The sequence below is a fragment of the Rubricella aquisinus genome (genome assembly GCF_014199445.1).
GTDB classification, from domain to species: domain Bacteria; phylum Pseudomonadota; class Alphaproteobacteria; order Rhodobacterales; family Rhodobacteraceae; genus Rubricella; species Rubricella aquisinus.
Genome location: NZ_JACIJS010000001.1, coordinates 397,617 through 419,690 on the forward strand (window position 1 = coordinate 397,617; position 22,074 = coordinate 419,690).

The 22,074-nt window shown below is 61.1% G+C and carries 19 protein-coding genes; 10 read left to right on the plus strand and 9 right to left on the minus strand.

The annotated features are described in order from the left end of the window. Positions 1–24 precede the first annotated feature (24 nt). Positions 25–750, plus strand: coding sequence for a tRNA (guanosine(46)-N7)-methyltransferase TrmB (gene trmB / locus FHS89_RS01885; RefSeq protein ID WP_184007882.1), 726 nt, complete (start codon positions 25–27; stop codon positions 748–750). A gap of 172 nt (positions 751–922) precedes the next feature. Here the strand turns inward: trmB and mtgA are convergent, their stop codons facing one another. The 5 genes from mtgA to FHS89_RS01910 form a co-directional block, all read right to left on the minus strand. Then, positions 923–1,600 carry a monofunctional biosynthetic peptidoglycan transglycosylase gene (gene mtgA, locus FHS89_RS01890; RefSeq protein ID WP_184007884.1) on the minus strand — a complete coding sequence of 226 codons (678 nt, stop codon included), beginning with the start codon at positions 1,598–1,600 and terminating at the stop codon, positions 923–925. 1 nt (position 1,601) lies between these two features. Beyond that, positions 1,602–2,132 carry a dihydrofolate reductase family protein gene (locus FHS89_RS01895; protein WP_184007886.1) on the minus strand — a complete coding sequence of 177 codons (531 nt, stop codon included), beginning with the start codon at positions 2,130–2,132 and terminating at the stop codon, positions 1,602–1,604. Between the two features lie 357 nt (positions 2,133–2,489). Continuing rightward, positions 2,490–7,016 carry a glutamate synthase large subunit gene (gltB, locus tag FHS89_RS01900; RefSeq protein ID WP_184007888.1) on the minus strand — a complete coding sequence of 1,509 codons (4,527 nt, stop codon included), beginning with the start codon at positions 7,014–7,016 and terminating at the stop codon, positions 2,490–2,492. After that, positions 7,013–7,450, minus strand: coding sequence for a GFA family protein (locus tag FHS89_RS01905; protein ID WP_184007890.1), 438 nt, complete (start codon positions 7,448–7,450; stop codon positions 7,013–7,015). Before FHS89_RS01905 ends, gltB begins: the two co-directional genes overlap by 4 nt. Then, on the minus strand, positions 7,447–8,886 hold the full coding sequence (locus FHS89_RS01910) for an NAD(P)-dependent oxidoreductase (RefSeq protein WP_184007892.1): 1,440 nt from the start codon (positions 8,884–8,886) through the stop codon (positions 7,447–7,449). Before FHS89_RS01910 ends, FHS89_RS01905 begins: the two co-directional genes overlap by 4 nt. Positions 8,887–9,111: 225 nt before the next feature. Here FHS89_RS01910 and FHS89_RS01915 point away from each other — a divergent pair, with 225 nt between their 5' ends. Beyond that, positions 9,112–9,915 carry an undecaprenyl-diphosphate phosphatase gene (locus tag FHS89_RS01915; protein ID WP_184007894.1) on the plus strand — a complete coding sequence of 268 codons (804 nt, stop codon included), beginning with the start codon at positions 9,112–9,114 and terminating at the stop codon, positions 9,913–9,915. 34 nt (positions 9,916–9,949) lie between these two features. On the opposite strand, the gene FHS89_RS01920 is transcribed toward FHS89_RS01915, so the two are convergent. Both FHS89_RS01920 and FHS89_RS01925 read right to left on the minus strand, forming a co-directional pair. After that, on the minus strand, positions 9,950–10,939 hold the full coding sequence (locus FHS89_RS01920; RefSeq protein WP_184007896.1) for a complex I NDUFA9 subunit family protein: 990 nt from the start codon (positions 10,937–10,939) through the stop codon (positions 9,950–9,952). An 81-nt stretch (positions 10,940–11,020) separates the two neighbouring features. Further along, a complete protein-coding gene (locus FHS89_RS01925) occupies positions 11,021–12,436 on the minus strand; it encodes a mannose-1-phosphate guanylyltransferase/mannose-6-phosphate isomerase (RefSeq protein ID WP_184007898.1) in 1,416 nt (471 codons plus the stop codon). Between the two features lie 180 nt (positions 12,437–12,616). On the opposite strand from FHS89_RS01925, the gene FHS89_RS01930 reads away from it, so the two are divergent. The 8 genes from FHS89_RS01930 to ptsN all read left to right on the plus strand — a co-directional run bounded on the left by FHS89_RS01930 (position 12,617) and on the right by ptsN (position 18,851). Continuing rightward, a complete protein-coding gene (locus tag FHS89_RS01930; RefSeq protein WP_425502763.1) occupies positions 12,617–13,237 on the plus strand; it encodes a ribonuclease D in 621 nt (206 codons plus the stop codon). Next, positions 13,237–14,217, plus strand: a complete 981-nt coding sequence (locus FHS89_RS01935; RefSeq protein ID WP_425502764.1) for a KpsF/GutQ family sugar-phosphate isomerase — start codon at positions 13,237–13,239, stop codon at positions 14,215–14,217. Before FHS89_RS01930 ends, FHS89_RS01935 begins: the two co-directional genes overlap by 1 nt. A 4-nt stretch (positions 14,218–14,221) precedes the next feature. Further along, entirely contained in the window at positions 14,222–14,851 is a 630-nt protein-coding gene (gene lptC, locus FHS89_RS01940; RefSeq protein ID WP_184007902.1) for an LPS export ABC transporter periplasmic protein LptC, read from the plus strand. 27 nt (positions 14,852–14,878) lie between these two features. Further along, a complete protein-coding gene (locus FHS89_RS01945) occupies positions 14,879–15,412 on the plus strand; it encodes an LptA/OstA family protein (RefSeq protein WP_184007905.1) in 534 nt (177 codons plus the stop codon). A gap of 3 nt (positions 15,413–15,415) precedes the next feature. Next, positions 15,416–16,174, plus strand: a complete 759-nt coding sequence (gene lptB, locus FHS89_RS01950) for an LPS export ABC transporter ATP-binding protein (protein ID WP_184007907.1) — start codon at positions 15,416–15,418, stop codon at positions 16,172–16,174. Positions 16,175–16,192: 18 nt separating this feature from the next. Further along, positions 16,193–17,647 (plus strand): RNA polymerase factor sigma-54, encoded by a 1,455-nt coding sequence (gene rpoN, locus FHS89_RS01955; protein ID WP_184007909.1) that lies wholly within the window; start codon positions 16,193–16,195, stop codon positions 17,645–17,647. Between the two features lie 129 nt (positions 17,648–17,776). Beyond that, on the plus strand, positions 17,777–18,346 hold the full coding sequence (gene hpf, locus FHS89_RS01960; protein WP_184007911.1) for a ribosome hibernation-promoting factor, HPF/YfiA family: 570 nt from the start codon (positions 17,777–17,779) through the stop codon (positions 18,344–18,346). Positions 18,347–18,386: 40 nt separating this feature from the next. After that, positions 18,387–18,851: a PTS IIA-like nitrogen regulatory protein PtsN gene (gene ptsN, locus FHS89_RS01965; RefSeq protein WP_184007913.1), complete on the plus strand. Its 465-nt coding sequence runs from the start codon at positions 18,387–18,389 to the stop codon at positions 18,849–18,851. Here ptsN and FHS89_RS01970 read toward each other — a convergent pair. Further along, a complete protein-coding gene (locus tag FHS89_RS01970; RefSeq protein ID WP_184007915.1) occupies positions 18,848–20,362 on the minus strand; it encodes a hypothetical protein in 1,515 nt (504 codons plus the stop codon). The two genes, ptsN and FHS89_RS01970, sit on opposite strands and share 4 nt — an antisense overlap. Next, a complete protein-coding gene (locus tag FHS89_RS01975) occupies positions 20,359–22,071 on the minus strand; it encodes a DUF5927 domain-containing protein (RefSeq protein WP_184007917.1) in 1,713 nt (570 codons plus the stop codon). The genes FHS89_RS01970 and FHS89_RS01975 overlap by 4 nt, the downstream gene beginning before the upstream one ends. Positions 22,072–22,074 lie beyond the last annotated feature (3 nt).

Here is a 22,074-nt window from a genome sequence, read left to right on the forward strand (position 1 = left end):
GCGGAGACGCTAACGCTCCGCCCTATGAGCGATACATCCGACACCCACCCGACCGGCGCCCCGTGGCGCAATTTCTATGGCCGCCGCTTTGGCAAGACCCTGCGCGGACGGCAGGCCGATCTGTTGGAGCATTTCTTGCCCACGATCAGCCCCAAAGGCGTAAGCTGGGAAGAAAACCCCGACCGCACCCCCATCGACATGGCCGCCTTGTTCGGGCGCGATTGCCCCGTCTGGCTGGAGGTCGGCTTTGGCGCGGGGGAGCATATGGTGGCGCAGGCACAGGCGAACCCGGGCGTCGGCATCATCGGCTGTGAGCCTTATGTGAACGGTGTGGCCGCGTGCCTCTCAAAGGTGGAGCGGGAGCAGGTGGACAATATCCGCGTGCTCGCCGGGGATGCGCGCGACATGCTCGACGTGATCCCGGAGGCGACGCTGGATCGCGCGTTCCTGCTCTATCCCGATCCTTGGCCGAAAGCGCGCCATCACCGCCGCCGCTTCGTGATCGAGGAGAACCTCCGCCCGCTCGCCCGCGCGATGAAGCCCGGCACCCGTTTCCATGTGGCCACGGATATCGAGGATTATGTGCGCCAAACGCTCGAAGTGATCCACCAGATGCCGGAATTTGCGTGGACGGCGGACAGTGCGGCGGACTGGCGGCAGCCATGGTCCGACTGGCACCGCACCCGCTATGAGGCGAAGGCCCTGCGGGAAGGCCGCACACCCCATTACCTGACATTTGTCAGGGTGTGAGACCAAAGCCGGTCCAGCGGTCGCCCGAGGGGGCCGCTGATACCCCGCCGCTAAACACTTTATCTGCGAAGAAACTCTAACTCTTTCCGCTTATGGCCCACGTCGCAGAAGCGGCCGCCTGGGGGCGGGCGGCCGCTGGACCGGCGCCTTCGGCGCTGATCGGTCCAAGGCCTCACTCCGGATCAACGCACGCCGCCCGACCATCCCGCCGGATCGTCTCTGCCCCATCCATGATCTGCGCCACGCGCCGGGCGCGGCTGGGAGGTGGGTTCTTGGGATCACGCGCGCGCGGATTGGGGAGGATCGCGACAAGCTGCGCGGACTGGCGCAAGGACAGATCCCGCGCGGGCACGCCGTACCAATGCCACGCGGCGGCCTCCGCCCCGAACACGCCCTCGCCCATTTCCGCGACGTTAAGGTAGACCTCCATGATCCGCGCTTTCGGCCATGTCGCCTCGATGATCAGGGTCACGCCGGCCTCTGCCCCTTTACGGACCCAACTGCGCGCGGGCCAAAGATAGGCATTCTTGGCCACCTGTTGGGAGATGGTGGAAGCCCCGCGCGATTGGCCGGTATCCAGCACCTCCTGTATCGCCTCCATGTCGAAGCCGAAATGCGCGCAGAACTGCGCGTCCTCCCCCGCGATGGCGGCGCGCATCAGATGGGGGGAGATCCGTTCGCGCGGCACCCATGTCTGATCCAGTTGCCCAAGGCGCAGCCGCTCTTGCACCATCAGCACGGACATGGGTGGGGTGATCCAGCGCCCCGCCGCGACCAGCAGCACAAAGGCCACGGCCAACAAAAGCACACTGCGGATCAAAAGCCGCATTCCGCGCCAGATCACCCGCATGTCACCCCCTGTTCACCTCATAATCCAGATAGACAACGCCATTGGCATAAGGCTCGCAAGTCACAAGCGTCATTTCTGCCCGTCCTGTGGTGAAAAGCGGGATGCCATGACCAAGCACGATTGGCGCGCGCTTGATCCGCACCCGGTCGATCAGCCCTGCGTGAAGCAGTGCTGAGGCAAGCTGCCCGCCCCCGCACAGATAGATCGCGCCACCTGCCTCAGCCTTGAGCGCGGCAACCCGGGTCGCCGGATCGGACCGGCAGAGCTCAATGGCGCCATCCGGCACATCGGGCAAGGTTTGGCTGAATACCACATGGTGCATATGCGGATAGGCCCGCGCGCCATGCGCCAACCCGGCATCCAGCCCGACGCGATAGGTCGCCGCGCCCATCACCACGGCGTCATAGGTCATCAGGCGGTCAAAATAGGGTTGCAGATGCGGCCCCTCACCCGGAAACATCGAAAAATCGCCGTCAGGTGCCGCAATAAAGCCGTCAAGCGTGACGGCCACGTCATAAATCACAGGTCGCATGGATGGACCCTTTCAGTTTGGAAATGCAGTCAGGCCCCGCGTCATGGCGGGGTTGGATCGGGGGGATGCCGGATTACCGGGGACCGTGGATCACTGGACTGCACTCCTCAAAGGGTGCTGTTTTGTGCCGCGAAACTCGGGGCGGGGTCAAGCGCGCGGTCGGAGGTTTCCGATTTGGACCGGAATCAAGGCGAAGCCGCCGGTCCAGCGGCCGCCCGGCCCCAAGGCGGCCGCTTTTCGACGGTCGTCATAGGCAATAGGTCAGCAGACTTGGCGACATAAATCGCGCAAGCCCATATGATCCAGCGGCCCCCTCGGGCGGCCGCTGGACCGGCTATCGTTGTGCGTATGTGACGCTTACGCCGTTTGCGCCGTCTCTGCGTCGTTGAGCGCGTGGGGCAGGCGGGTCAGCATCTCTTTCGGGACGACCTGCACCATCCGGTCACGATACATGTCCCAGTCGCGCAGAATTTCCTGCGCGCGGGGGCTGCCCGTTTCCATCGCGTGGGCACGGATCAGGTCCAGCGCCTTTTCCTCCCAATAGGCCGCCTGGATCGGCTGCGCGGTGATCGTGTCCGCGTTCATTCGCTCCATGAAGCTGCCATCCTCGTCAAGGATGAAGGCCATGCCGCCCGTCATGCCCGCGCCAAAGTTATCGCCCACGCGGCCAAGGATCACGGCGGTGCCGCCCGTCATATACTCGCACCCGTTAGAACCGCAGCCCTCGACGACCACATCCGCACCGGAGTTCCGCACGCAGAACCGCTCCCCCGCGCGACCATTGGCGAACAACTGCCCGCCGGTCGCACCGTAGAGCACCGTGTTGCCGATGATCGTGTTCTCCGCCGCGTTGAGCGGCACACCAAGCGGGGGTCGCACGACAATGATGCCGCCCGACAGGCCCTTGCCCACATAGTCGTTCGCATCGCCCGACACTTCGATTTTCAGCCCCGGAGCCGCAAAGGCCCCAAGCGACTGCCCGGCAGAGCCGTTGAGCTTGATCGTCAGATGGTCGCGCTGAAGGCTGTTGCGCATCCCAAAGCGGCGCACGATGTGGCTGGACACGCGGGTGCCGACCGTCCGGTCCGTGTTCTGCACGGCATAGGACAATTGCATTTTCTCACCGTCCTTGAAGAACGGCTGCGCGTCCCCGACGATCTGCGCATCGAGCGTATCTGGCACGGCCTGACGCGGGCGATTGCGGTCAAGCGCCACGCGCTCGCCCTCGTTCACCGTGATCAGCATCGGGTTCAGATCAAGATCATCCAGATGGGCAGAGCCACGGCTGACCTGTGTGAGCAGATCGGTGCGGCCCACAACCTCGTCCAGCGACTTCGCGCCGATGGAGGCGAGCACCTCGCGCACTTCCTGCGCATAGAAGGTGATCAGGTTCACGACTTTATCCGCGTCGCCGGTGAACTTGTCCCGAAGGGCTTTGTCCTGCGTACACACGCCCACAGGGCAGGTGTTGGACTGACACTGGCGGACCATGATGCAGCCCATCGCGATGAGGGCGGCGGTGCCGATCCCGTATTCTTCGGCCCCCATCATCGCGGCGATCACGATGTCGCGACCCGTGCGCAGGCCACCATCGGTGCGCAGCGTCACGCGATCCCGCAGGTTGTTCAGGGTCAGAACCTGATGCGCCTCGGTGATTCCCATCTCCCACGGCAGACCCGCGAATTTGATGGAGGTCGCGGGCGATGCACCTGTCCCGCCGTTATGGCCGGAGATCAGGATCACATCGGCCTTTGCCTTCGCCACGCCCGCGGCGATCGTGCCGACACCGGTTTGCGCGACCAGTTTCACGCAGACCTTTGCATCCGGGTTGATCTGCTTGAGGTCATAGATGAGCTGCGCGAGATCCTCGATCGAATAGATATCGTGGTGCGGCGGCGGCGAAATGAGCGTCACGCCGGGTGTGGAATGGCGCAGTTTCGCGATCATCTCCGTCACTTTGAAGCCGGGAAGCTGGCCCCCTTCACCGGGCTTGGCGCCCTGTGCGATCTTGATCTCAAGCTCTTCGCAATGGTTGAGGTATTCCGCCGTCACGCCAAACCGGCCAGAGGCGACCTGCTTGATCTTTGCCGACGGGTTGTCGCCGTTCGGCTCGGGGTGGAAATGCTTGGGGTCTTCGCCCCCCTCGCCGCTGTCGGATTTCGCGCCGATGCGGTTCATCGCGACGTTGAGCGTTTTATGTGCCTCCGGGCTGAGCGCGCCCAGCGACATGCCCGGCGTCACAAAGCGCTTGCGGATGGAGGTGATGCTTTCCACCTCCTCCAATGCAACAGGCTTGTTCACCGGCTTGAAATCCAGAAGGTCACGCAGGTGGATCGGCGCGCGGCTGGTCATGCCCTTGGAATACTCTTTCCAAAGCTGATAGCTGCCCCGGTCACAGGCCGCCTGCATCATATGCATCAACTGCGCTTCCCAGGCGTGAGCCTCCCCAGATCGGCGCGCTTTATAAAAGCCACCGACGGGCAGCACATTGGTGCCAGAGCGCCACGCGCGCTGATGCACCTTGCGCACCGATTGTTCGATCCCGCTGATGCCGATGCCGGAAATGCGGCTGGGCATACCGGGGAAATATTCGGCGCACATCGCACGGCTGAGGCCCACGGCCTCGAAATTCAGGCCGCCGCGATAGGAGGACACAACGCTGATCCCCATCTTCGACATGATCTTGAGAAGGCCCTGATCGACCGCCTCCCGATACCGGGTCATCGCCGCAGAGAGCGGGCCGTCAAGCAGGCCACGGTCGATCCGATCCGCAATGCTGTCTTGCGCGAGATAGGCGTTCACGGTCGTCGCCCCCGAACCGATCAGCACCGCGAAATAATGCGGGTCGATACATTCGGCGGAGCGCACATTGATGGAGCAGAAGGTGCGCAGCCCCTTACGCGTCAGCCAGCTATGCACCGCCGATGTGGCAAGGATCATCGGCATCGGCACGCGCAGATCGCTCTGGCTCATGTCGCTGAGGATGAGGTGGTTGGCCCCGGCACGCACGGCCTGCTCCGCCTCATGGCGGATCCGCTCCAATGCTTTGCGCAAATTGCCGTCATTGGCGGAGAAGGTGCAATCGACCTCCGCTGCGGTGTCGCCGAAATACTTCTGCATCTCCTCAAAGCGGGCGTTGGTCACGACCGGGCTGTCGAGGGTCAGAATCTCCGTCTGTGCGCCGGTTTGATCCAGCACGTTCTTGAGGTTGCCGAACCGGGTCTTGAGGCTCATCACGCGGTGTTCGCGAAGGCTGTCAATCGGCGGGTTCGTCACCTGAGAGAAGTTTTGGCGGAAGAAGTGGCTCAGTGGGCGATACTTTTCGGACAGCACGGCAGATGGCGTGTCGTCGCCCATGGACACCAGCGCCTCTTTCGCGTCCTCCACCATCGGGTGCAGGATTTGTTCCAGCTCTTCGATGGAATAGCCCGCCGCGATCTGCCGCTTGCGCAGGTCGTCGCCCTGATAAACAGCGCCCTCGGTGGCGGTGGATGTGGTTTCTTCAAGGTCGGTGACCCGCTCCACCCACTCGCTGAAAGGTTCAGCGGCGGCAAGCTCGTCCTTCATTTCCGTGTCGTGCAGAAGGCGGCCTTCGGCCATATCCACGGCGAGCATCTGGCCGGGGCCAAGCGCGCCCTTCTCCACGATGCTCATCTCATCCACAGGGACCATACCCGCCTCGGACCCGGCGATCACAAGCCCATCGCCCGTCACGACATAGCGCATCGGGCGCAGGCCGTTGCGGTCAAGCCCGGCGACGACCCAGCGGCCATCGGTCATGGCGAGCGCTGCGGGGCCATCCCACGGCTCCATCACGGAGTTGGAATAGGCGTACATATCGCGCCACGCCTCGGGCATTTTGGTCGCGGTTTTCGACCATGCCTCGGGCACCAGCATCGTCTTGGCCATGGGGGCGTTGCGGCCCGCGCGCACCATCACCTCAAACACCGCATCAAGGGCGGCGGAGTCGGATGCGCCATTGGCGACGATCGGTTTGATGTCCTCGGCCAGATCGCCAAAATAGTTGGACGCCATCCGAATCTCATGGGATTTCAACCAGTTGAGGTTGCCCTTGAGCGTATTAATCTCGCCGTTATGGGCGAGCATACGGAATGGCTGCGCCAGCCACCATTGCGGGAACGTGTTGGTGGAATAGCGCTGGTGATAGATCGCGAACGCGCTCTCGAACCGCGCGTCCTTGAGGTCGGGATAAAATTCCGCGACCTGCTCTGCCAGCATCATGCCCTTATAGATGATCGACCGGCAGGACAGCGAACAGATGTAGAGTTGCGGGATTTGCGCGGCGGCGGCGGCCTTCTCAATGCGGCGACGGATAACATAGAGATCGCGCTCGAACGCGTCCTCCTCCATGCCTTTCGCGTTGGAGATCAGGATTTGCTCAATCTCGGGCCGGGTCGCGTTTGCCTTCTCGCCGAGCACATGGGTGTTTACCGGAACATGACGCCAGCCATAGATGGTGTAGCCCATGCGCAGCACTTCGGTTTCAACGATCGTACGGCAGGTCTCTTGCGCGCCAAAATCGGAGCGGGGCAGGAACACCTGACCAACCGCGATCATCTCACCCTTATGGGCGTGGCCTGTACGCTCGATCTGATCCTGAAAGAAGGCGACCGGGATTTGCACATGGATGCCCGCGCCATCGCCTGTCATCCCGTCAGCATCGACCGCCCCGCGGTGCCAGATCGCCTTGAGCGCTGCGATGCCATTCTCCACGACCTGACGGCGCGGTTTCCCGTCGATGGACACAACGAGGCCGACGCCGCAATTGGCTTTCTCCTCCTCGGGCAAATACATGCCGTGCTCCGCGAGATGTGCGGCACGGGCTTCATAGCCCTCGACCCAGGCTTGATCGAATTTGGTCATGTCATGTCTCCTTCCGGGGGAGCGGCGAAATACGCCTGCACCTCTGCATCGGTCATCCGGGTATGGTTGCCCGTGAATGACCAGCCTTTCGGCTTCAGATCAATATAATATTCCAATCCCAGCGGCTGATTTGCGCCATCCGGGAATAGACCAGCGGACAGGCCGTACATGCCTGCATAGGGACCATCGCCGGTGAGGCGATACCAGATCACGCTGCCACACTCGTCGCACCAACCCCGCTCCGCCCAGTCTGAGGTCTGGCGCGTGCGGATTGGCCCCTTTGCGTCCACGTCACGCACATGCACCGACAGGAACACACCAGCCGCCCATGCCCGGCACATGCCGCAATGGCACGCGGTCAGGTGCTCACCCACGGGTGTCGCCTCAATCGTGACAGCGCCGCATAGGCATTTGCCAGCGATCCGCGCCGTCATTCGGCAGCAACCGATGCGGAGGCTTCGTTGAACTTGGCGAGCATCGCTTCGGCTGCCTCACGCCCATCGCGGATCGCCCAAACGACCAGCGATGCACCCCGCACGATATCGCCCACGGCATAGACGCCGGGCAGGTCGGTCTCATGGGTGTTGAACTTCGCCTTGACCGTGCCCCAGCGGGTGACTTCCAGCTCCGGCGTGTTCCACAGGGATGGCAGCGCCTCAGGCTCAAACCCGAGCGCCTTGATCACGATATCGGCGTCCTCGGTATATTCCGAGCCGGGGATTTCTTCGGGGAATTGACGACCCGTCGCATCGGGTGCGCCAAGGCGCATCTTGACCACCTTCACGCCCGTAACGGCGTCATCCCCGGTGAATCCTTTGGGCGCGGAAAGCCAGACGAATTCCACGCCCTCTTCTTCGGCGTTCTGCACCTCCCGCTGGGAGCCGGGCATGTTCGCGCGGTCCCGCCGGTAAAGGCATTTGACCGACGTGGCCCCCTGCCGGATCGCGGTCCGCACGCAATCCATCGCGGTATCACCGCCGCCGATCACGACAACGCGCTTGTCCTTGGCATTCAGCTCGCCACTGTCGAATTCGGGCACCTCATCGCCAAAGCTTTTGCGGTTGGACGCGGTGAGGAAATCAAGCGCGCGCACGATCCCCGGCAGCCCAGCGCCCGGCCCGCCCAGATCGCGGGATTTATAAACACCCGTGGCGATCAGCACGGCGTCATGCTTTTCACGGATTTCCGCGAAGGAGATATCCTCACCCACATTGCAATTCAGGACGAATTGAACGCCGCCCTCTTCAAACTGCTTGTTCCGGCGCATCACTACCGGCTTTTCGAGTTTGAACCCCGGAATACCATAGGTCAGCAGACCGCCCGCGCGATCATAGCGGTCATATACGGTGACCTGAACGCCCGCACGGCGCAGCATATCCGCCGCCGCCAACCCGCCGGGGCCCGCGCCGATGATGCCGACGCTTTCGGGGCGTTCGGCGTGAGGGCGGATCGGCTCGACCCAGCCTTCTTCCCATGCGGTATCGGTGATGTATTTCTCGACCGAGCCGATGGTGACCGTGCCGTGGCCCGACTGTTCAATCACGCAATTGCCTTCGCACAGACGATCCTGCGGGCAGATGCGGCCGCAAATTTCGGGGAATGTGTTGGTCGCCTGAGACATCTGATAGGCTTCCTGCAACCGCCCCTCAGCGGTGAGTTTCAGCCAATCAGGGATGTTGTTGTGCAACGGACAATGGGACTGGCAATAGGGTACGCCACATTGGGAGCACCGGCTGGCCTGCTCCGCCGCCTTTTCATCGGCATATTCGCGGTAGATTTCGTTGAAATCCTCACGCCGGGCCTCGGCGGTGCGCTTTTCCGGCATCAGGCGCGGTACGTCGGTAAACTTGAGCATCTTTTGCTTGGACATGGCTATGCTCCTCCCCCAAGGGTTTCATCGTTTAGCGACGTGCTATACGAGCCGCGCGCGATAATAAAGTCATATAAGCTGACCTATTATGAGGTTTTTTTGTCGCGGCCCGGTAATTTACCCATTTAGGGCGATATTTTATGTCAGCATAAGTGACATATCCTGTTTTTCAAAGCCCTAGTAATGTCCCCGAAACCCTGATTCGCGGAGCCGTGCGGAAACCATATGCCCTTGTTCGATCTTGTTATTCTGGCCCTGATTCAGGGGCTGACCGAGTTTTTGCCGATTTCGTCCTCGGGCCATCTGATCCTGCTGCCGACCCTCATGGGAAGTGCGGATCAGGGGCTTGCTTTGGATGTTGCGGTGCATGTGGGATCCCTCCTTGCGGTGGTGTTGTACTTTTGGCATGACGTGTGGCGGGCAACGCGAGGCTTTGGCCAGGTTCTGCGCGGCAATATCAGCAACGCGGACGGGTTTTTGGCGCTGTGCCTGATCGTGGCGACCGTGCCGGTCGTCATCGCGGGGTTCATTCTTAAGATCACCGGCCTTAACGAGGCGTTAAGATCGGTGGAGGTCATCGGTTGGACAATGCTGGTGTTCGGACTGTTCCTTTACTGGGCGGACAAGACAAAACCAGAGGTCAAGCACGCCGATGGCTGGCTTTTGAAAGACGCTCTGATCATGGGACTATGGCAGGTTATAGCGCTCATTCCCGGAACGTCACGCGCGGGGATCACAATTACGGGCGCGCGGCTTTTGGGATATGAGCGGCATGACGCTGCAAAACTGGCGATGCTGATGTCGATCCCGACGATCATCGCCTCGGGCGCGCTGCTTGGCCTCGATGTCGTGGGGGAGGCCGATTGGGCCTTGTTGAAAGACGCCGGGATCGCCGCCGCATTCGCGTTTTTCGCGGCCTTGGGCGCGCTTGCGCTGATGATGCGACTCTTGGCGAGCGTCAGCTTCACGCCCTATGTGATCTACCGCGTGATCCTTGGCATCGGATTGCTGATCTACGCGTATAGCTGAATGCTTACGGCGCTATTCGGTCCGGTAGGCGCGTTTATTTCAGTACTTTCGCCGACTCGGTCATCGCCGTGAACTGTCCTTGCGGGCGGTACTGGTAGAGATAGCTTTCAAGGATCGCATCCATGTCCCGCGGGGTCAGGCCGAGGTCTTCCAGCGTGCGCGCGCCATCGCTCACCACGTTATCCACCTCCAACAGCTTCACCTGATCGGGCGTCAGCAGGCTGTTGGGGACAAGGCCAAGCGTGAAGATCGGCAACAGGTTCAGCACCTTTGCCTGAAACCGCGCGGCCCAGAACGGGATCGCCAGCAGCAGACGGCGGCGACGCACGATGCCAAGCATCCGCACCATCAGTTCGCGGAATGTCTCCACATCCGGGCCGCCAAGCTCATAGACGCCCGGTTCTGCCTTGCCCTGCGCGGCAAGCGCTGCGGCATCGGCCACGTCATCGACATAGACCGGCTGGAATTTCGTGTTGGCCCCCACCACCGGGATCACCGGGCTGATCCGGGTCATCGCGGCAAACCGGTTGAAGAACCCGTCATCGGAGCCAAAGATGATGGAGGGGCGCAGGATCACTGCACCCGGGAACGCATCGGTAATCGCGGCTTCGGCCAGCGCCTTCGTTCGGGCATAGTCGCTTTTGCTTTCTGGATCGGCCCCAATGGCGGAGAGGTGGACGAAATTGCCCACCCCCTCCTCTGCCGCGATCCGGGCGATCCGGGTCGCGCCGTGGTTCTGCACCGCCTCAAAGGTCTGCTTGCCGTCCTTGTAGAGGATACCGACACAGTTGATGACCGCATCCGCGCCCTGAATGGCCGCGCGGGTCGATGCATCATCGCGGATATTGGCCTGAATAGGCTCAACCTGTCCCACAACCCCATAGGTCCGCACGAACAGCGCGTCATTGGGCCGCCGGACCGCCACACGCACACGCCATCCCGCCCGCGCCATCGCCTGACTGATATACCGCCCGACAAAGCCGGAGCCGCCAAAGATCGTCACGAGAGGTGCGTGCTGTGCCATAAGAAGGTCTCCATCCAGAACCGTTGGCCTTCAATACTTGGGCTGGATGCGCGGGACAAGGGGCAGTGTGGCCGCAGCCCGCTACCCGCGCCCGTATATGTCCTCAAAACGGGAGATATCATCCTCCCCCAGATAGCCGCCGGTCTGCACCTCGATCAGGACCATGGGCATCTTTCCCGCGTTCTCCATCCGATGTTTGGCACCAAGCGGGACGTAAACGGATTCGTTTTCCGTCACGAGCCGCGTGTCGCCCCCGATGGTGACCGTCGCCGTGCCTTCGACCACCACCCAATGCTCAGCCCGATGCTGGTGACTTTGCAGCGAAAGGATACCACCCGGTTTCACCACAATGCGCTTGACCTGAAACCGGGGGCCGAGCGCCAGTGTTTCGTACCACCCCCAAGGGCGGTAGGTTCGACGAAAGTCATCCGCGTCCCGCGCGCCCTCCGCCTGAAGCCGCTCAACGACAAGGCGCACGTCCTGCGCGCGGGCTGCATCCGCGACCAGCACAGCATCCCCGGTGGCCACAGCGATCACGTCCGTCAATCCCAACCCAACGATTCGCGTGTCAGGGTCATCCGACCGCAACAAGGATCCCGCGCAGTCCAATGCTATCGCTGAGCCCTGAATAACATTCCCGTCCGCATCAGGCGCGCTTTCGCGATGGACTGCTTGCCAATCACCAAGGTCTGACCACGCGCCGTCATAGGGCACGACACTCAGGTTGGGGGCCTTTTCCATAATGGCGTAGTCGATTGAGATATCCTGAATTTCTTTCCACGGCTCTTCAGCCAGCCGAATGAAATCTAGGTCTTCAATCGCATCACTCATCGCAGCACGAACTTGAGCAACCATCTCGGGCAGCTGGCGAACAAACTCGGCAACGATCACATCAGCTTTCGCCAGAAATACACCTGAGTTCCAAAAAAAGTTGCCGGAACTGAGCATGTCTTGCGCTGTGGCTCGATCCGGTTTTTCTACAAACCTTTGAAGGGGGATGACAGTGCTACCCTCGTCCAGATCAACCACCTCTAAGTATCCATAGCCAGTTTCGGGACGATCAGGGCGCACACCAAAGGTGACAATCCGACCCGACTGCGCTGTAGGAATTCCAGCCATGATGGCCCTAGAAAATGCTTCAGGATCGGCAAAGGTGTGGTCACATGGACAAATGAGCATCAGCGCATTTGAATGTCTTGATGTTAATTGAAGCGCGCTAACCAGAGCTGATGCAGCTGTGTTTCTAGGGTATGGCTCTAGCATAATGCTTCTTGGCTGAATGCCAGCGTTCCGCGCTTGTTCAGCAACGACAAAGCGAAACGGCTCCGAAGTGACAATTAGGGGGGCGGCAAATGCGGGACCGGAGAACCGCTCCAGCGATGATTGGAACAGCGTCCGGTCATCTACCAGTAGGGAAAACTGCTTAGGGTAGCTTTTGCGCGATACGGGCCAAAGCCGCGTGCCAGAACCGCCGGCAAGAAGAACGGGATAAATCAATTTAATACGACCCTATTGAGTTTGTGGCTTTGGCAAACAGTCTCCCTAGATGGTTAACAAATGATTGACGGCCTGTCTTTGGCCCTTGGCGCACGGTCGCTTGGCAATTTTGTGGCACTGGGCGTATAAGCCCCGCAATGACCCGATCACCCGGCCTTGGGATGATCCAGGAAAGGACGCATGGCATTGGCACCGCATCAACTGCACAAGAACGATCTGCCCGATGGGCTTGACCTTGGCCCGATCGTGGCGATCGACAGTGAGACCATGGGCCTTAACCCCCATCGTGATCGGCTTTGCGTCGTGCAATTGTCCAGCGGGGACGGGACCGCGCATCTTGTCCAGATTGCGCAGGGGCAGACAGAGGCCCCGAACCTCACGCGGCTTTTGACCGATCCGAACGTGATCAAGCTGTTCCATTTCGGGCGATTCGATATCGCGGTGCTGTTGCACACATTCGGCGTGACCACCGCACCGGTTTATTGCACCAAGATCGCGTCAAAACTGGTGCGCACCTATACCGACCGGCATGGGCTGAAGAACCTGCTGCAAGAGATTTTGAGCGTCGATATCTCCAAACAGCAGCAATCAAGCGATTGGGGCGCTGACACTTTGTCTGACGCGCAGATCGCCTATGCCGCGTCGGATGTGCTGTACCTTCACCGGCTCAAATCCCGCCTTGACGAGATGCTCGCCCGCGAGGGCCGGACGGAGATCGCGCAGGCCGCGTTTGATTTCCTGCCCATGCGGGCGCGGCTGGACCTTGAAGGCTGGCCCGAAACCGACATTTTCTCTCACTGATGGCTGCCATGACCCAAGACACCGACCAGACCAGCCGCCGCATCGCAGCAGGCCGCCGCGTCATGACGACCGAGGCGGACGCGCTCAACCTGTTTGCCGATCAATTGGGAGCAGCGTTCAGCGATGCGGTGGAGGCGCTGTTGAACACACGCGGGCGCATCATCGTGTCCGGCATGGGCAAATCCGGCCATATCGGCAAGAAGATCGCAGCGACCTTTGCCTCCACCGGGGCACCGGCGCAGTTCGTCCATCCGGCAGAGGCCAGCCATGGCGATCTGGGCATGGTGACAGAAGCCGACACGGTGATCGTGCTGTCCAATTCGGGTGAAACGTCGGAGCTTGCTGACATTATCGCGCATACCAAACGGTTCGCCATTCCGCTGATCGGTGTTGCGTCAAAGCCAGAGAGCACGCTGCTGAAACAGGCCGATATCGCGCTGGTCCTGCCGCGCGCGCCAGAAGCCTGCCCGAACGGGCTGGCACCCACGACTTCCACGACGCTGACGCTCGCACTTGGCGATGCGCTGGCTGTGGCGTTGATGGAGGAGCGGTCCTTCGGGGCGGAGAATTTCCGGGTGTTCCATCCCGGCGGAAAACTCGGCGCGCGGCTGCTGACGGTGCGCGATCTGATGCATGATGACATGCTGCCTTTGGTGGGTGCGGCGGATGCGATGACCGACACGCTCCTTGCCATGTCGGCGCAAAACTCGGGCGTCGCTGGCGTGACGGGGCCGGAGGGCGCGCTGATCGGGATCATCACGGATGGGGATTTGCGGCGCCACATGGATGGGCTTTTGACCCGCACCGCAGGCGAGGTGATGACCCCAAATCCGCTGACAATCAATCCCGGCGCACTGGCCGCCGAGGCGCTGCATATGATGAACACGCGCAAGATCACGAGCCTATTCGTGTTGTCCGACGACCGGAAGCCATTGGGGATTTTGCATGTCCATGACTGCCTGCGCGCCGGAGTGAGCTGACGCGATGGCGGCGGGCGGTGCCTATTCCCGGATGGTCCGTGTGCTGCGGGTGGGATTGCCACTTCTGGCCATCGCCCTGCTCAGCACCATCTTTCTGGTGGGGGAGGATGACACGCTCGACAGTCCGCTCGACCTGCTGGATGATCTGGCGGAGGGCACGTTTCTGGACAACGGCGCGCAGGACGCCCGGTTTACCGGGGTGCGCGCCAATGGCCTGCCCTACCGGATGCGCGCGGAAGAAATCACGCTGATCGACCGGGATGCGCAACGCTACCGCATCGTTGATCCCGCGTTGGAACTGGAGGATGCCGCTGGCGACATCACGAATGCCTCTGCCAATATCGGCACGTTTGACGATGAAACGGGCGTTCTGACATTGGATGGCAATGTGGATGCCGCGACCAGTGCTGGAAGCCGCATTCAGGCCACGACCGCGCGGCTGAATGTGGAAACGGAAAGCGGCACCTTCACTGGCGCGGTGGTCCTGACGCTCGAACAGGGTACCATTTCTGCGGAGCGGCTCATCATCGAACCTGTTGCAGCCGATGCGCCGGAGGGGCAAAAAGGATTAATACGGTTTGAAGGAAATGTCCGCATGGTGCTGGTTGACCGCGCCACCCCGGATCAGGAGTAAGATTGGATGCGCCACGCGCTATACATATTGAGCTTGGCAGGATGCCTTTGCGCTGGCGCGGCACTTGGCCAATCGGCGGCTCCGTTTTCCAGCTTTCAGCAGGATAAGGAAGAACCGATCCTCGTTGAGGCGGACAGTCTTGAGATTGACCAGAATATCAACATGGCGGTTTTTCGCGGCAATGTCGTGATCATTCAGGGCGATCTGCGGATGTCGGGCGATGTGGTTGAGGTGTTCTATACCGAAACCGAAGAAGAACCGGTTGAGGCACCAACAGACGCCACCGTCACCGACAGCACCACGGACGAGCCTACGGATGACGGGATCGAGCGGATTTTGGCCACCGGCAATGTCTCCCTCATCAGCGAAACCGAAACGGTGGAGGCGGATCAGGGAGACTACAATGTCGAGGATGGAATGCTGATCATGACCGGGAATGTGCGCATGGTTCAGGACCGCAATATCCTGTCCTCCAACCGCGCGGAGATCGACATCGAAAATGGCCGGGGCCAGTTCACCGGGCGCGTGCGCAGCGTATTCACCCCGAGCGGGGATAACTGATCCATGACCAAAGCCAGCACATTGCGGGTCGAGGAAGGGTCGGAGGGGCTTTATGTCCGCAATCTGGGCAAAAGCTATAAGCGCCGCCCGGTCCTGCGCGACATCTCGCTTGAGGTGCACCGGGGTGAGGTGATTGGCCTTCTGGGGCCGAATGGCGCGGGCAAGACGACTTGCTTTTATGCCGTGACGGGCCTCGTGATGCCGGAGGCGGGCACGATCACCGTCGATGGGCGCGATGTGACCGGATTGCCGATGTATCGCCGCGCGAAACTGGGGGTTGGGTATCTGCCGCAGGAGGCGTCGATCTTTCGCGGGCTGTCGGTGGAGGACAATATCCGCGCCGTGCTCGAATTGCGCCACCGCGACCGCACGAAGCGGGAGCGCGCGCTGGATGAATTGCTCGCGGAATTTTCGATCACCCATCTGCGCCGCGCGCCTGCGCTTGCGCTGTCGGGCGGGGAACGGCGGCGGGTGGAGATTGCGCGCTGCCTTGCCGGGAACCCGTCCTATGTCCTGCTGGATGAGCCTTTCGCGGGGGTTGACCCGATTGCGGTCGGTGAAATTCGCGGGCTGGTCAGCCACCTTAAGGATCGCGGGATCGGCGTCCTGATCACGGATCACAACGTGCGCGAAACGCTGGAAATTATCGACCGGGCCTACATCCTGCATGACGGCCATGTGCTGATGGCGGGCACGCCGGAGGACGTGGTGGGCGATGAAAACGTGCGCCGCGTCTATCTGGGCGAAGGGTTCCGGCTGTGATGGGCAAGAGGTAGCGCCATGGCGCTTTCCCCACGTTTAGAGCAGCGCCAGCAGCAAAAGCTGGTCATGACCCCCCAATTGCAACAGGCCATCCGGCTGTTGCAGATGAACAACCTCGAACTTGCCGCGCATCTGAATGAAGAATTGCAGCGCAATCCGCTTTTGGATGTGCAGGAGGGGATGGGCGACAGTGCCGGGCAGGCGCGGGAAACCATCGCGCGTGGCGTGGACACTCAGATCAGTGCAGACAATCCCACCGTGGCAGAAGCCGTGTTCGAAACCGGGCGCGAAAACCTCTATGACGAGGCACCGGCGGATAGGGCCGCGCGGATGGGTGCGGACCTATCCCTTAATGGCGCGCCGCTTGACGCCGAAACGCCCCTGTCCCGGCCTGAAACCCTGCGCGAAAGCCTGCTCAGCCAAATCGGGATGGAGGCGCATCTGGCGGATGATGTGCGCCTTGCCGCCGCCGCCCTTGTCGATGAATTGGACGGGCGCGGATACCTTGACGCTCCGCTGTTCGAGATCGCGGATCGCTACGGGATGAGCGTCCCGAAACTGGAAGAGGCGCTGACCGCCCTTCAGGCCTGTGAGCCTGCCGGGATCGGCGCGCGGGATCTGGCGGAATGCCTGACCCTGCAACTCAAGGACCGGGGGTTGTTTGACCCGGCCTTTGCGCTTTTGTTGCAACATCTGCCGCTCGTTGCCTCTGGCAAACGGGACGTGCTGGCCAAGGTGGTGGAGGTGTCCGACGCGCGCCTTGCCCGCATGATCGCAACCTTGCGCGACCTTGACCCGAAGCCGGGCGCGACCCTGTCGCTTGACCCGGTGGTGCAGGCGGTGCCGGATGTGTTCATCCTGCCGGGGGCGGATGATGGCTGGCGCGTGGAATTGAACACCGACACCCTGCCGCGTGTGCTGGTGAATGAGAAATACGCAGCCGACCTGTCCGCCAAGGGGGAGGAGGTCGCCAGTTTCATCACCGAATGCACCGCGGGGGCCAATTGGCTGATCCGCGCGATGGAGCAGCGCGCCAACACGATCCTCAAGATTACCTCCCGCATCGTCGCGCATCAGGATGCGTTCTTCAGGGAGGGCGTCGCGGCGCTGCGCCCGCTGACTATGCAGACGGTCGCGGATGAAATCGGGATGCACGAATCGACCGTGTCCCGCGTGGCGAATGGAAAGTTTCTGCACTGCCCGCGCGGCACGTTTGAGCTGCGCTTTTTCTTTGGGCAGGCCGTCGGCGGGCAGGGCGATGACGCGGAAGCACACGCGGCAAAAGCCATCCAGACCCGCATTTCTAAGCTGATTGATGCCGAAGATCCGGCAAAAACCCTGTCGGATGACAAGATTGCAGAAATCCTCAAAGCAGATGGCATGAATGTTGCGCGCCGGACCGTTGCGAAATATCGTGAAGGCATGGGTATCCTGTCCTCGGTACAACGGCGGCGTCAGAAATCCGGCAAATAGCCGGGCCTGCGCTTTGAGGGGACGGAAAACCACCGCCCCCCTTGCCACCTGAGGTCACACGGACACCCCGGATCATCCTGGGATGGTCTGACACGCGCGGCCCAGCCGCCATAATACTTTGGAGACGCCATGAGACTTCAGATCAACGGCAAACAAATCGACACCGGCGAAGCCCTGCGCACCCATGTGATGGAGCGCTTGCAGGATGTGACCGAAAAGTATGGCGGCCGCGCCACGGACGGCACTGTCACCTTTTCCCGCGACGCCCACGAATTTGTATGTGATGCCTCCGTGCATTTGAGCACCGGAATGCAGACACAGGCCAAGGGCCACGCCGTTGAAATCTACGCCGCGTTCGATCAAGCGGCTGATCGCATGGAAAAGCAATTGCGCCGCTACAAGCGCCGCCTCAAGGATCACCACAAGGATCGCGTTGATCCGATTGAGACGATTGGCGCGCCATCCTACGTTCTGGCCGCCCATTCGGAGGAGGAGGAGCCGGAAACGCTCACCCCCGTTATTGTTGCGGAAATGGAAACGCCGGTGCAGACACTCTCCGTCGGGGAGGCGGTCATGCAGATGGAATTGGCGAGCAAGCCTTTCCTTGTGTTCCGCAACTCTTCACATGGCGGCGTGAATGTGGTTTACACCCGCGAAGACGGAAACATTGGGTGGATAGACCCACGCAAAACGCCGTAAAAGACCACCGTCACCGGTTTTAATCATTCGGGAGCTCTTCATGGAGCTGACCTACATCCTTGATGCCAAATCCGTTCGCGCGGGCCTGAAGGCAAGCAGTAAAAAGCGCTTGCTTCAGGAACTGGCAGAGATTGCAGAAGCAGAGCACGGCCTGAAATCAGGCGCGGTGTTCGATGCGGTGCAAGAGCGTGAATCGCTCGGGCCGACAGGTATGGGGGGCGGTGTCGCCATCCCCCATGCGCGGCTGGAAGCTCTTGATAAGGTTATCGGAATTTTTGCGACAGTCGCGAAACCGATTGATTTCGATGCCGTCGATCAGCAGCCCGTGGACCTCGTGTTTATGCTGCTGGCCCCTCAGGAAGCCGGGGCGGAACACCTGCGCGCGCTCGCTCGCGTGTCCCGCACGCTGCGCAATGGCGATGTCTGTGCAAAGCTGCGCTCGACCAATGATCCGTCCGCGATCTATTCGATCCTGACGGAGGCAGAAGCCTCCCGCGCCGCCTAAGAATACTCCTTAGGATAGGGTAAGAACCCGAAGCTCGCATAGTCCTCCCGATAGGCATTGCGGGCTTCTGATTCGTGCGCTTCGGTATAGATTTCACTCAACGGAATGATATGGCCGTCTTCTAGCGATTGCTTGAACACCGCGTTTTTTGTCGCCCCAAGGTTGAGATTGTTTCTGATATAGGCCGCAACGCGGAGCAGTTTTGACTCCTTTGCCACCAGATCAAGCGGCAAAAGATCGTTGAATCCATCCACGAAGGCCCGCTGCGGGGCCCATTCGCCATCGGTGCGCATACTGGTCTGCCCGCTGAGGTTTTCGCGGATGAACTCCAGAAAAATCTGGAACGCCGCGCGGTGTTTATCGGCTGTATAGCCCGCCTGTTCCAGCCCTGCGCGATCCTGGCCCGCGCAACGGTCCTCATCCGGCATCGCCATACCGTAGCGGGTGCGCAGATGCTCCCGGATCATCGGAAACCCATCGTCACCGCCGGGCAGAATCCGTTTTTCAAACACCTCATAGGCGCGCAACAGCGGATGACGGACGATCGCAAAACACACCCGTTCCGGGCGCTCATCGAGCCACAGGCGCAGCGCCTTGCGATTGCCGAATTGGGTAAAAAGCGTTTCGCTTTCCAACGCATCATGAAAATCATCCCGCAGGGGATCGCCACCATCGACAGTGTGCATCCAGCGCAAAATCCGTTCCTCTGGACCCGCCGGAATGCAGGCAAACAGGACCGGCGCGCGGGTACATGCGGTGAGGAAGCGTAAGCCGCCCCGCTCCGCCGCGCGTGGCTCGGCACTGACGGTGGTGTCGCGCTGGGTTTCCAGCGCCGCGATCATCTCATCGTAATTCTCGACCTTTTCCGACAGCGGGCCGGGATTTTGCCGGGTGATCCCCTCTTTCGGCGCGGCAAGGTGCTCGTCAGTGCCGAGGTATCGGGCAAGGCCGTGCAAGACGGCGGGATCTTTCACATCGTCATAGGCGATGGTGAAGGCCGTCTGCCCATGCTCCTGCAAAAGACGATTGATTTGGGCATAATAAGCGTCGGTTTCCTCGCTATAGCGCAGGAACTCAGCCAGATCGAAATGCACTTTCGCCTGCCGCCGCTTGTTGATGTTGCGCAGCATCCACTGGTCAGTCTGCTGCGCGATTTTCAAGGAGATGAAACTATCGAGCGGATTGCGGCGCAGGATCACCTTTCCGCAACTGTCGTCGATCAGGGTTCGGCGCAGGATCCGCGGGTCATGCCCCTGAAACAGACGAAAACCGGGCAAGGCAGGGGCGGCATCCGCGATCATCCGCTCGATCAGGGCAACCGGGCGCTGCTCCCGCTCTGCCCGCCCGATACCGAGCATCGTGTCATTGCCCGGTTTGCCAAGGAAGGAGGGGTTGAACACCTCCCCATATGACTGAAAAGCATCAAATTGATTGAGGAAATGCTCGAGCAGGTTCGACCCTGTCCGCATCACGCCATAGATGACAAAATACTTGAACTTTTGTTGCGTCATTTACCCATTTCACGGAGCACACGCGGCATGATTTGCTGCGATTTTGCTACACGTGAGGGTAGAACATTGAAGCTGTCCGTTGCAATCCCGGCGGAGTGTAACCGGTCGCGCAAGGCGTCAATTTTGAGATTGCCATGGACCTGCGGCGTCGCGTTCATCATGGACACGACCTTTTCCGTCGCGGGCAGCATGGTTTCAATCGCATGGGCCGCGACGGCCGGGGCGGCCAGAACGTCCTCAAGCGTGAACTGATAAACGCTCGCGCGGGTGGTTTCGGCGGTCAATGCCTGCTCGAATTTCTGCTCGACCCGCTGCAAATGCTGCGCGCGGCGGCGGAATGCGTCCTGCTCCTCACCCATCGAGGGCAGAAGATCGAGCATCCACGCCCCGCTGATCGAAAAGATCACGGCGTTCGGGTCTTTCAGGATGAATTTGGACACTGGCCGATTGTCGGACGCGGTGAACTGGAAGCTGTGGAACCCGTCGCGCCCCTGATAGAGCAGGTTGGTCAGGAATTGCACCGGGTGCCAGTCACGAACCCGCGGATCAGCGGTCAGCGCGCCGGGCATCACCGACCGGTCATGCGCAAACTCAACGCGACCCTGCCGGAACAAGCGGCCATGGGCATAATCAACGCCGCGCGCGTGCAGCCACTGCTCCATCCCGCCGAACACGAAATCATAACCATTGAGCACGAGATAGCGGTTTGGCGTCGCGTGCTGATCCTCAAACCCACGGCAGGGGAAGCGGCTTTGCGACAGCAGGCCCGCGCGACCACGGCAGCGCCGCTCCCGCCCGGTTTCGACCATCGCGGCCACTTCCGGGATCGCATCCTGACGCCGCGCAGCCGCCAATGGCTCCGCCCCGAACAGATAGCGGTTATAGAGTGCATTCGCCCCATGCCAGATTTTGCGAGCGAAAAACTTGTTCGTCTTCGCAAGGATCTGCGAATGATCGTCATAGAAGGTGAACGGCTTACCCTGCGGATCAAATTCCGTCAGCGTCAGCGATACATCTTGCCAATCGAGCGAGTGACGGCGCACCATCGTTTGGACATAGGCTTCGTCAACGATCCAGGCCCGCTTGAAAAACCGCTCCCATTCCGCGCGACGCGGGTCATTGATGATCCGGCGCAGCGTGCGGCGGGTCAGTGTCCACCATTGCGACCCCATGGCCAGCTCAAGCCCTTCAGGCACGCGCCGCTTGACACGCAGCTTGCGCTGAAGCTCCACCGACAGGTCAAAGGCGAGCCGCTGGCGGCGCCATTTGAACGGGTGGTAGAGCGTGAAGCGTTCTTCCTCCAGCCCCTCCTGCACCCAACGATCCTGACCAAGCCGCTTGCTTTCGACGAAATCGGTGTTCGGATGTTTGGCAAGGAAGGCCTGCAATTCCTCCACCGGGCGCATCGGCAGGCACGACCCACTGATAAGAGAAACGTGGCTGACTTCGGGAAACCGGTCGATCAGCACTTCGGCGGTATCAAGGGCCGCGGCATGGAGCGCGAACGTCCCCCATTCGCAGCGCTGCCGGGGGGCAAGCACCACATTCGGCAGATCACTGACCGCCGCCGCAAAAGTATCGAATTCATCCTGATCGGTGGCGCTATCGACATGAACGGCAACGCGGAAATCCCGCGCGGCAAAATGGTGCACGAGTTGTTCCACCCGGTACAGGTGGCTGTGCGCCAATATGCAGATGCCAACTGTCATCCC

Excerpts from the sequence above, each read along its gene's own strand:
- trmB (WP_184007882.1), top strand. The coding sequence starts at position 25 with ATGAGCGATACATCCGACACCCACCCGACCGGCGCCCCGTGGCGCAAT.
- mtgA (WP_184007884.1), bottom strand. The coding sequence starts at position 1,600 with ATGCGGGTGATCTGGCGCGGAATGCGGCTTTTGATCCGCAGTGTGCTT.
- FHS89_RS01895 (WP_184007886.1), bottom strand. The coding sequence starts at position 2,132 with ATGCGACCTGTGATTTATGACGTGGCCGTCACGCTTGACGGCTTTATT.
- gltB (WP_184007888.1), bottom strand. The coding sequence starts at position 7,016 with ATGACCAAATTCGATCAAGCCTGGGTCGAGGGCTATGAAGCCCGTGCC.
- FHS89_RS01905 (WP_184007890.1), bottom strand. The coding sequence starts at position 7,450 with ATGACGGCGCGGATCGCTGGCAAATGCCTATGCGGCGCTGTCACGATT.
- FHS89_RS01910 (WP_184007892.1), bottom strand. The coding sequence starts at position 8,886 with ATGTCCAAGCAAAAGATGCTCAAGTTTACCGACGTACCGCGCCTGATG.
- FHS89_RS01915 (WP_184007894.1), top strand. The coding sequence starts at position 9,112 with ATGCCCTTGTTCGATCTTGTTATTCTGGCCCTGATTCAGGGGCTGACC.
- FHS89_RS01920 (WP_184007896.1), bottom strand. The coding sequence starts at position 10,939 with ATGGCACAGCACGCACCTCTCGTGACGATCTTTGGCGGCTCCGGCTTT.
- FHS89_RS01930 (WP_425502763.1), top strand. The coding sequence starts at position 12,617 with ATGGCATTGGCACCGCATCAACTGCACAAGAACGATCTGCCCGATGGG.
- FHS89_RS01935 (WP_425502764.1), top strand. The coding sequence starts at position 13,237 with ATGGCTGCCATGACCCAAGACACCGACCAGACCAGCCGCCGCATCGCA.
- lptC (WP_184007902.1), top strand. The coding sequence starts at position 14,222 with ATGGCGGCGGGCGGTGCCTATTCCCGGATGGTCCGTGTGCTGCGGGTG.
- lptB (WP_184007907.1), top strand. The coding sequence starts at position 15,416 with ATGACCAAAGCCAGCACATTGCGGGTCGAGGAAGGGTCGGAGGGGCTT.
- rpoN (WP_184007909.1), top strand. The coding sequence starts at position 16,193 with ATGGCGCTTTCCCCACGTTTAGAGCAGCGCCAGCAGCAAAAGCTGGTC.
- hpf (WP_184007911.1), top strand. The coding sequence starts at position 17,777 with ATGAGACTTCAGATCAACGGCAAACAAATCGACACCGGCGAAGCCCTG.
- ptsN (WP_184007913.1), top strand. The coding sequence starts at position 18,387 with ATGGAGCTGACCTACATCCTTGATGCCAAATCCGTTCGCGCGGGCCTG.
- FHS89_RS01970 (WP_184007915.1), bottom strand. The coding sequence starts at position 20,362 with ATGACGCAACAAAAGTTCAAGTATTTTGTCATCTATGGCGTGATGCGG.
- FHS89_RS01975 (WP_184007917.1), bottom strand. The coding sequence starts at position 22,071 with ATGACAGTTGGCATCTGCATATTGGCGCACAGCCACCTGTACCGGGTG.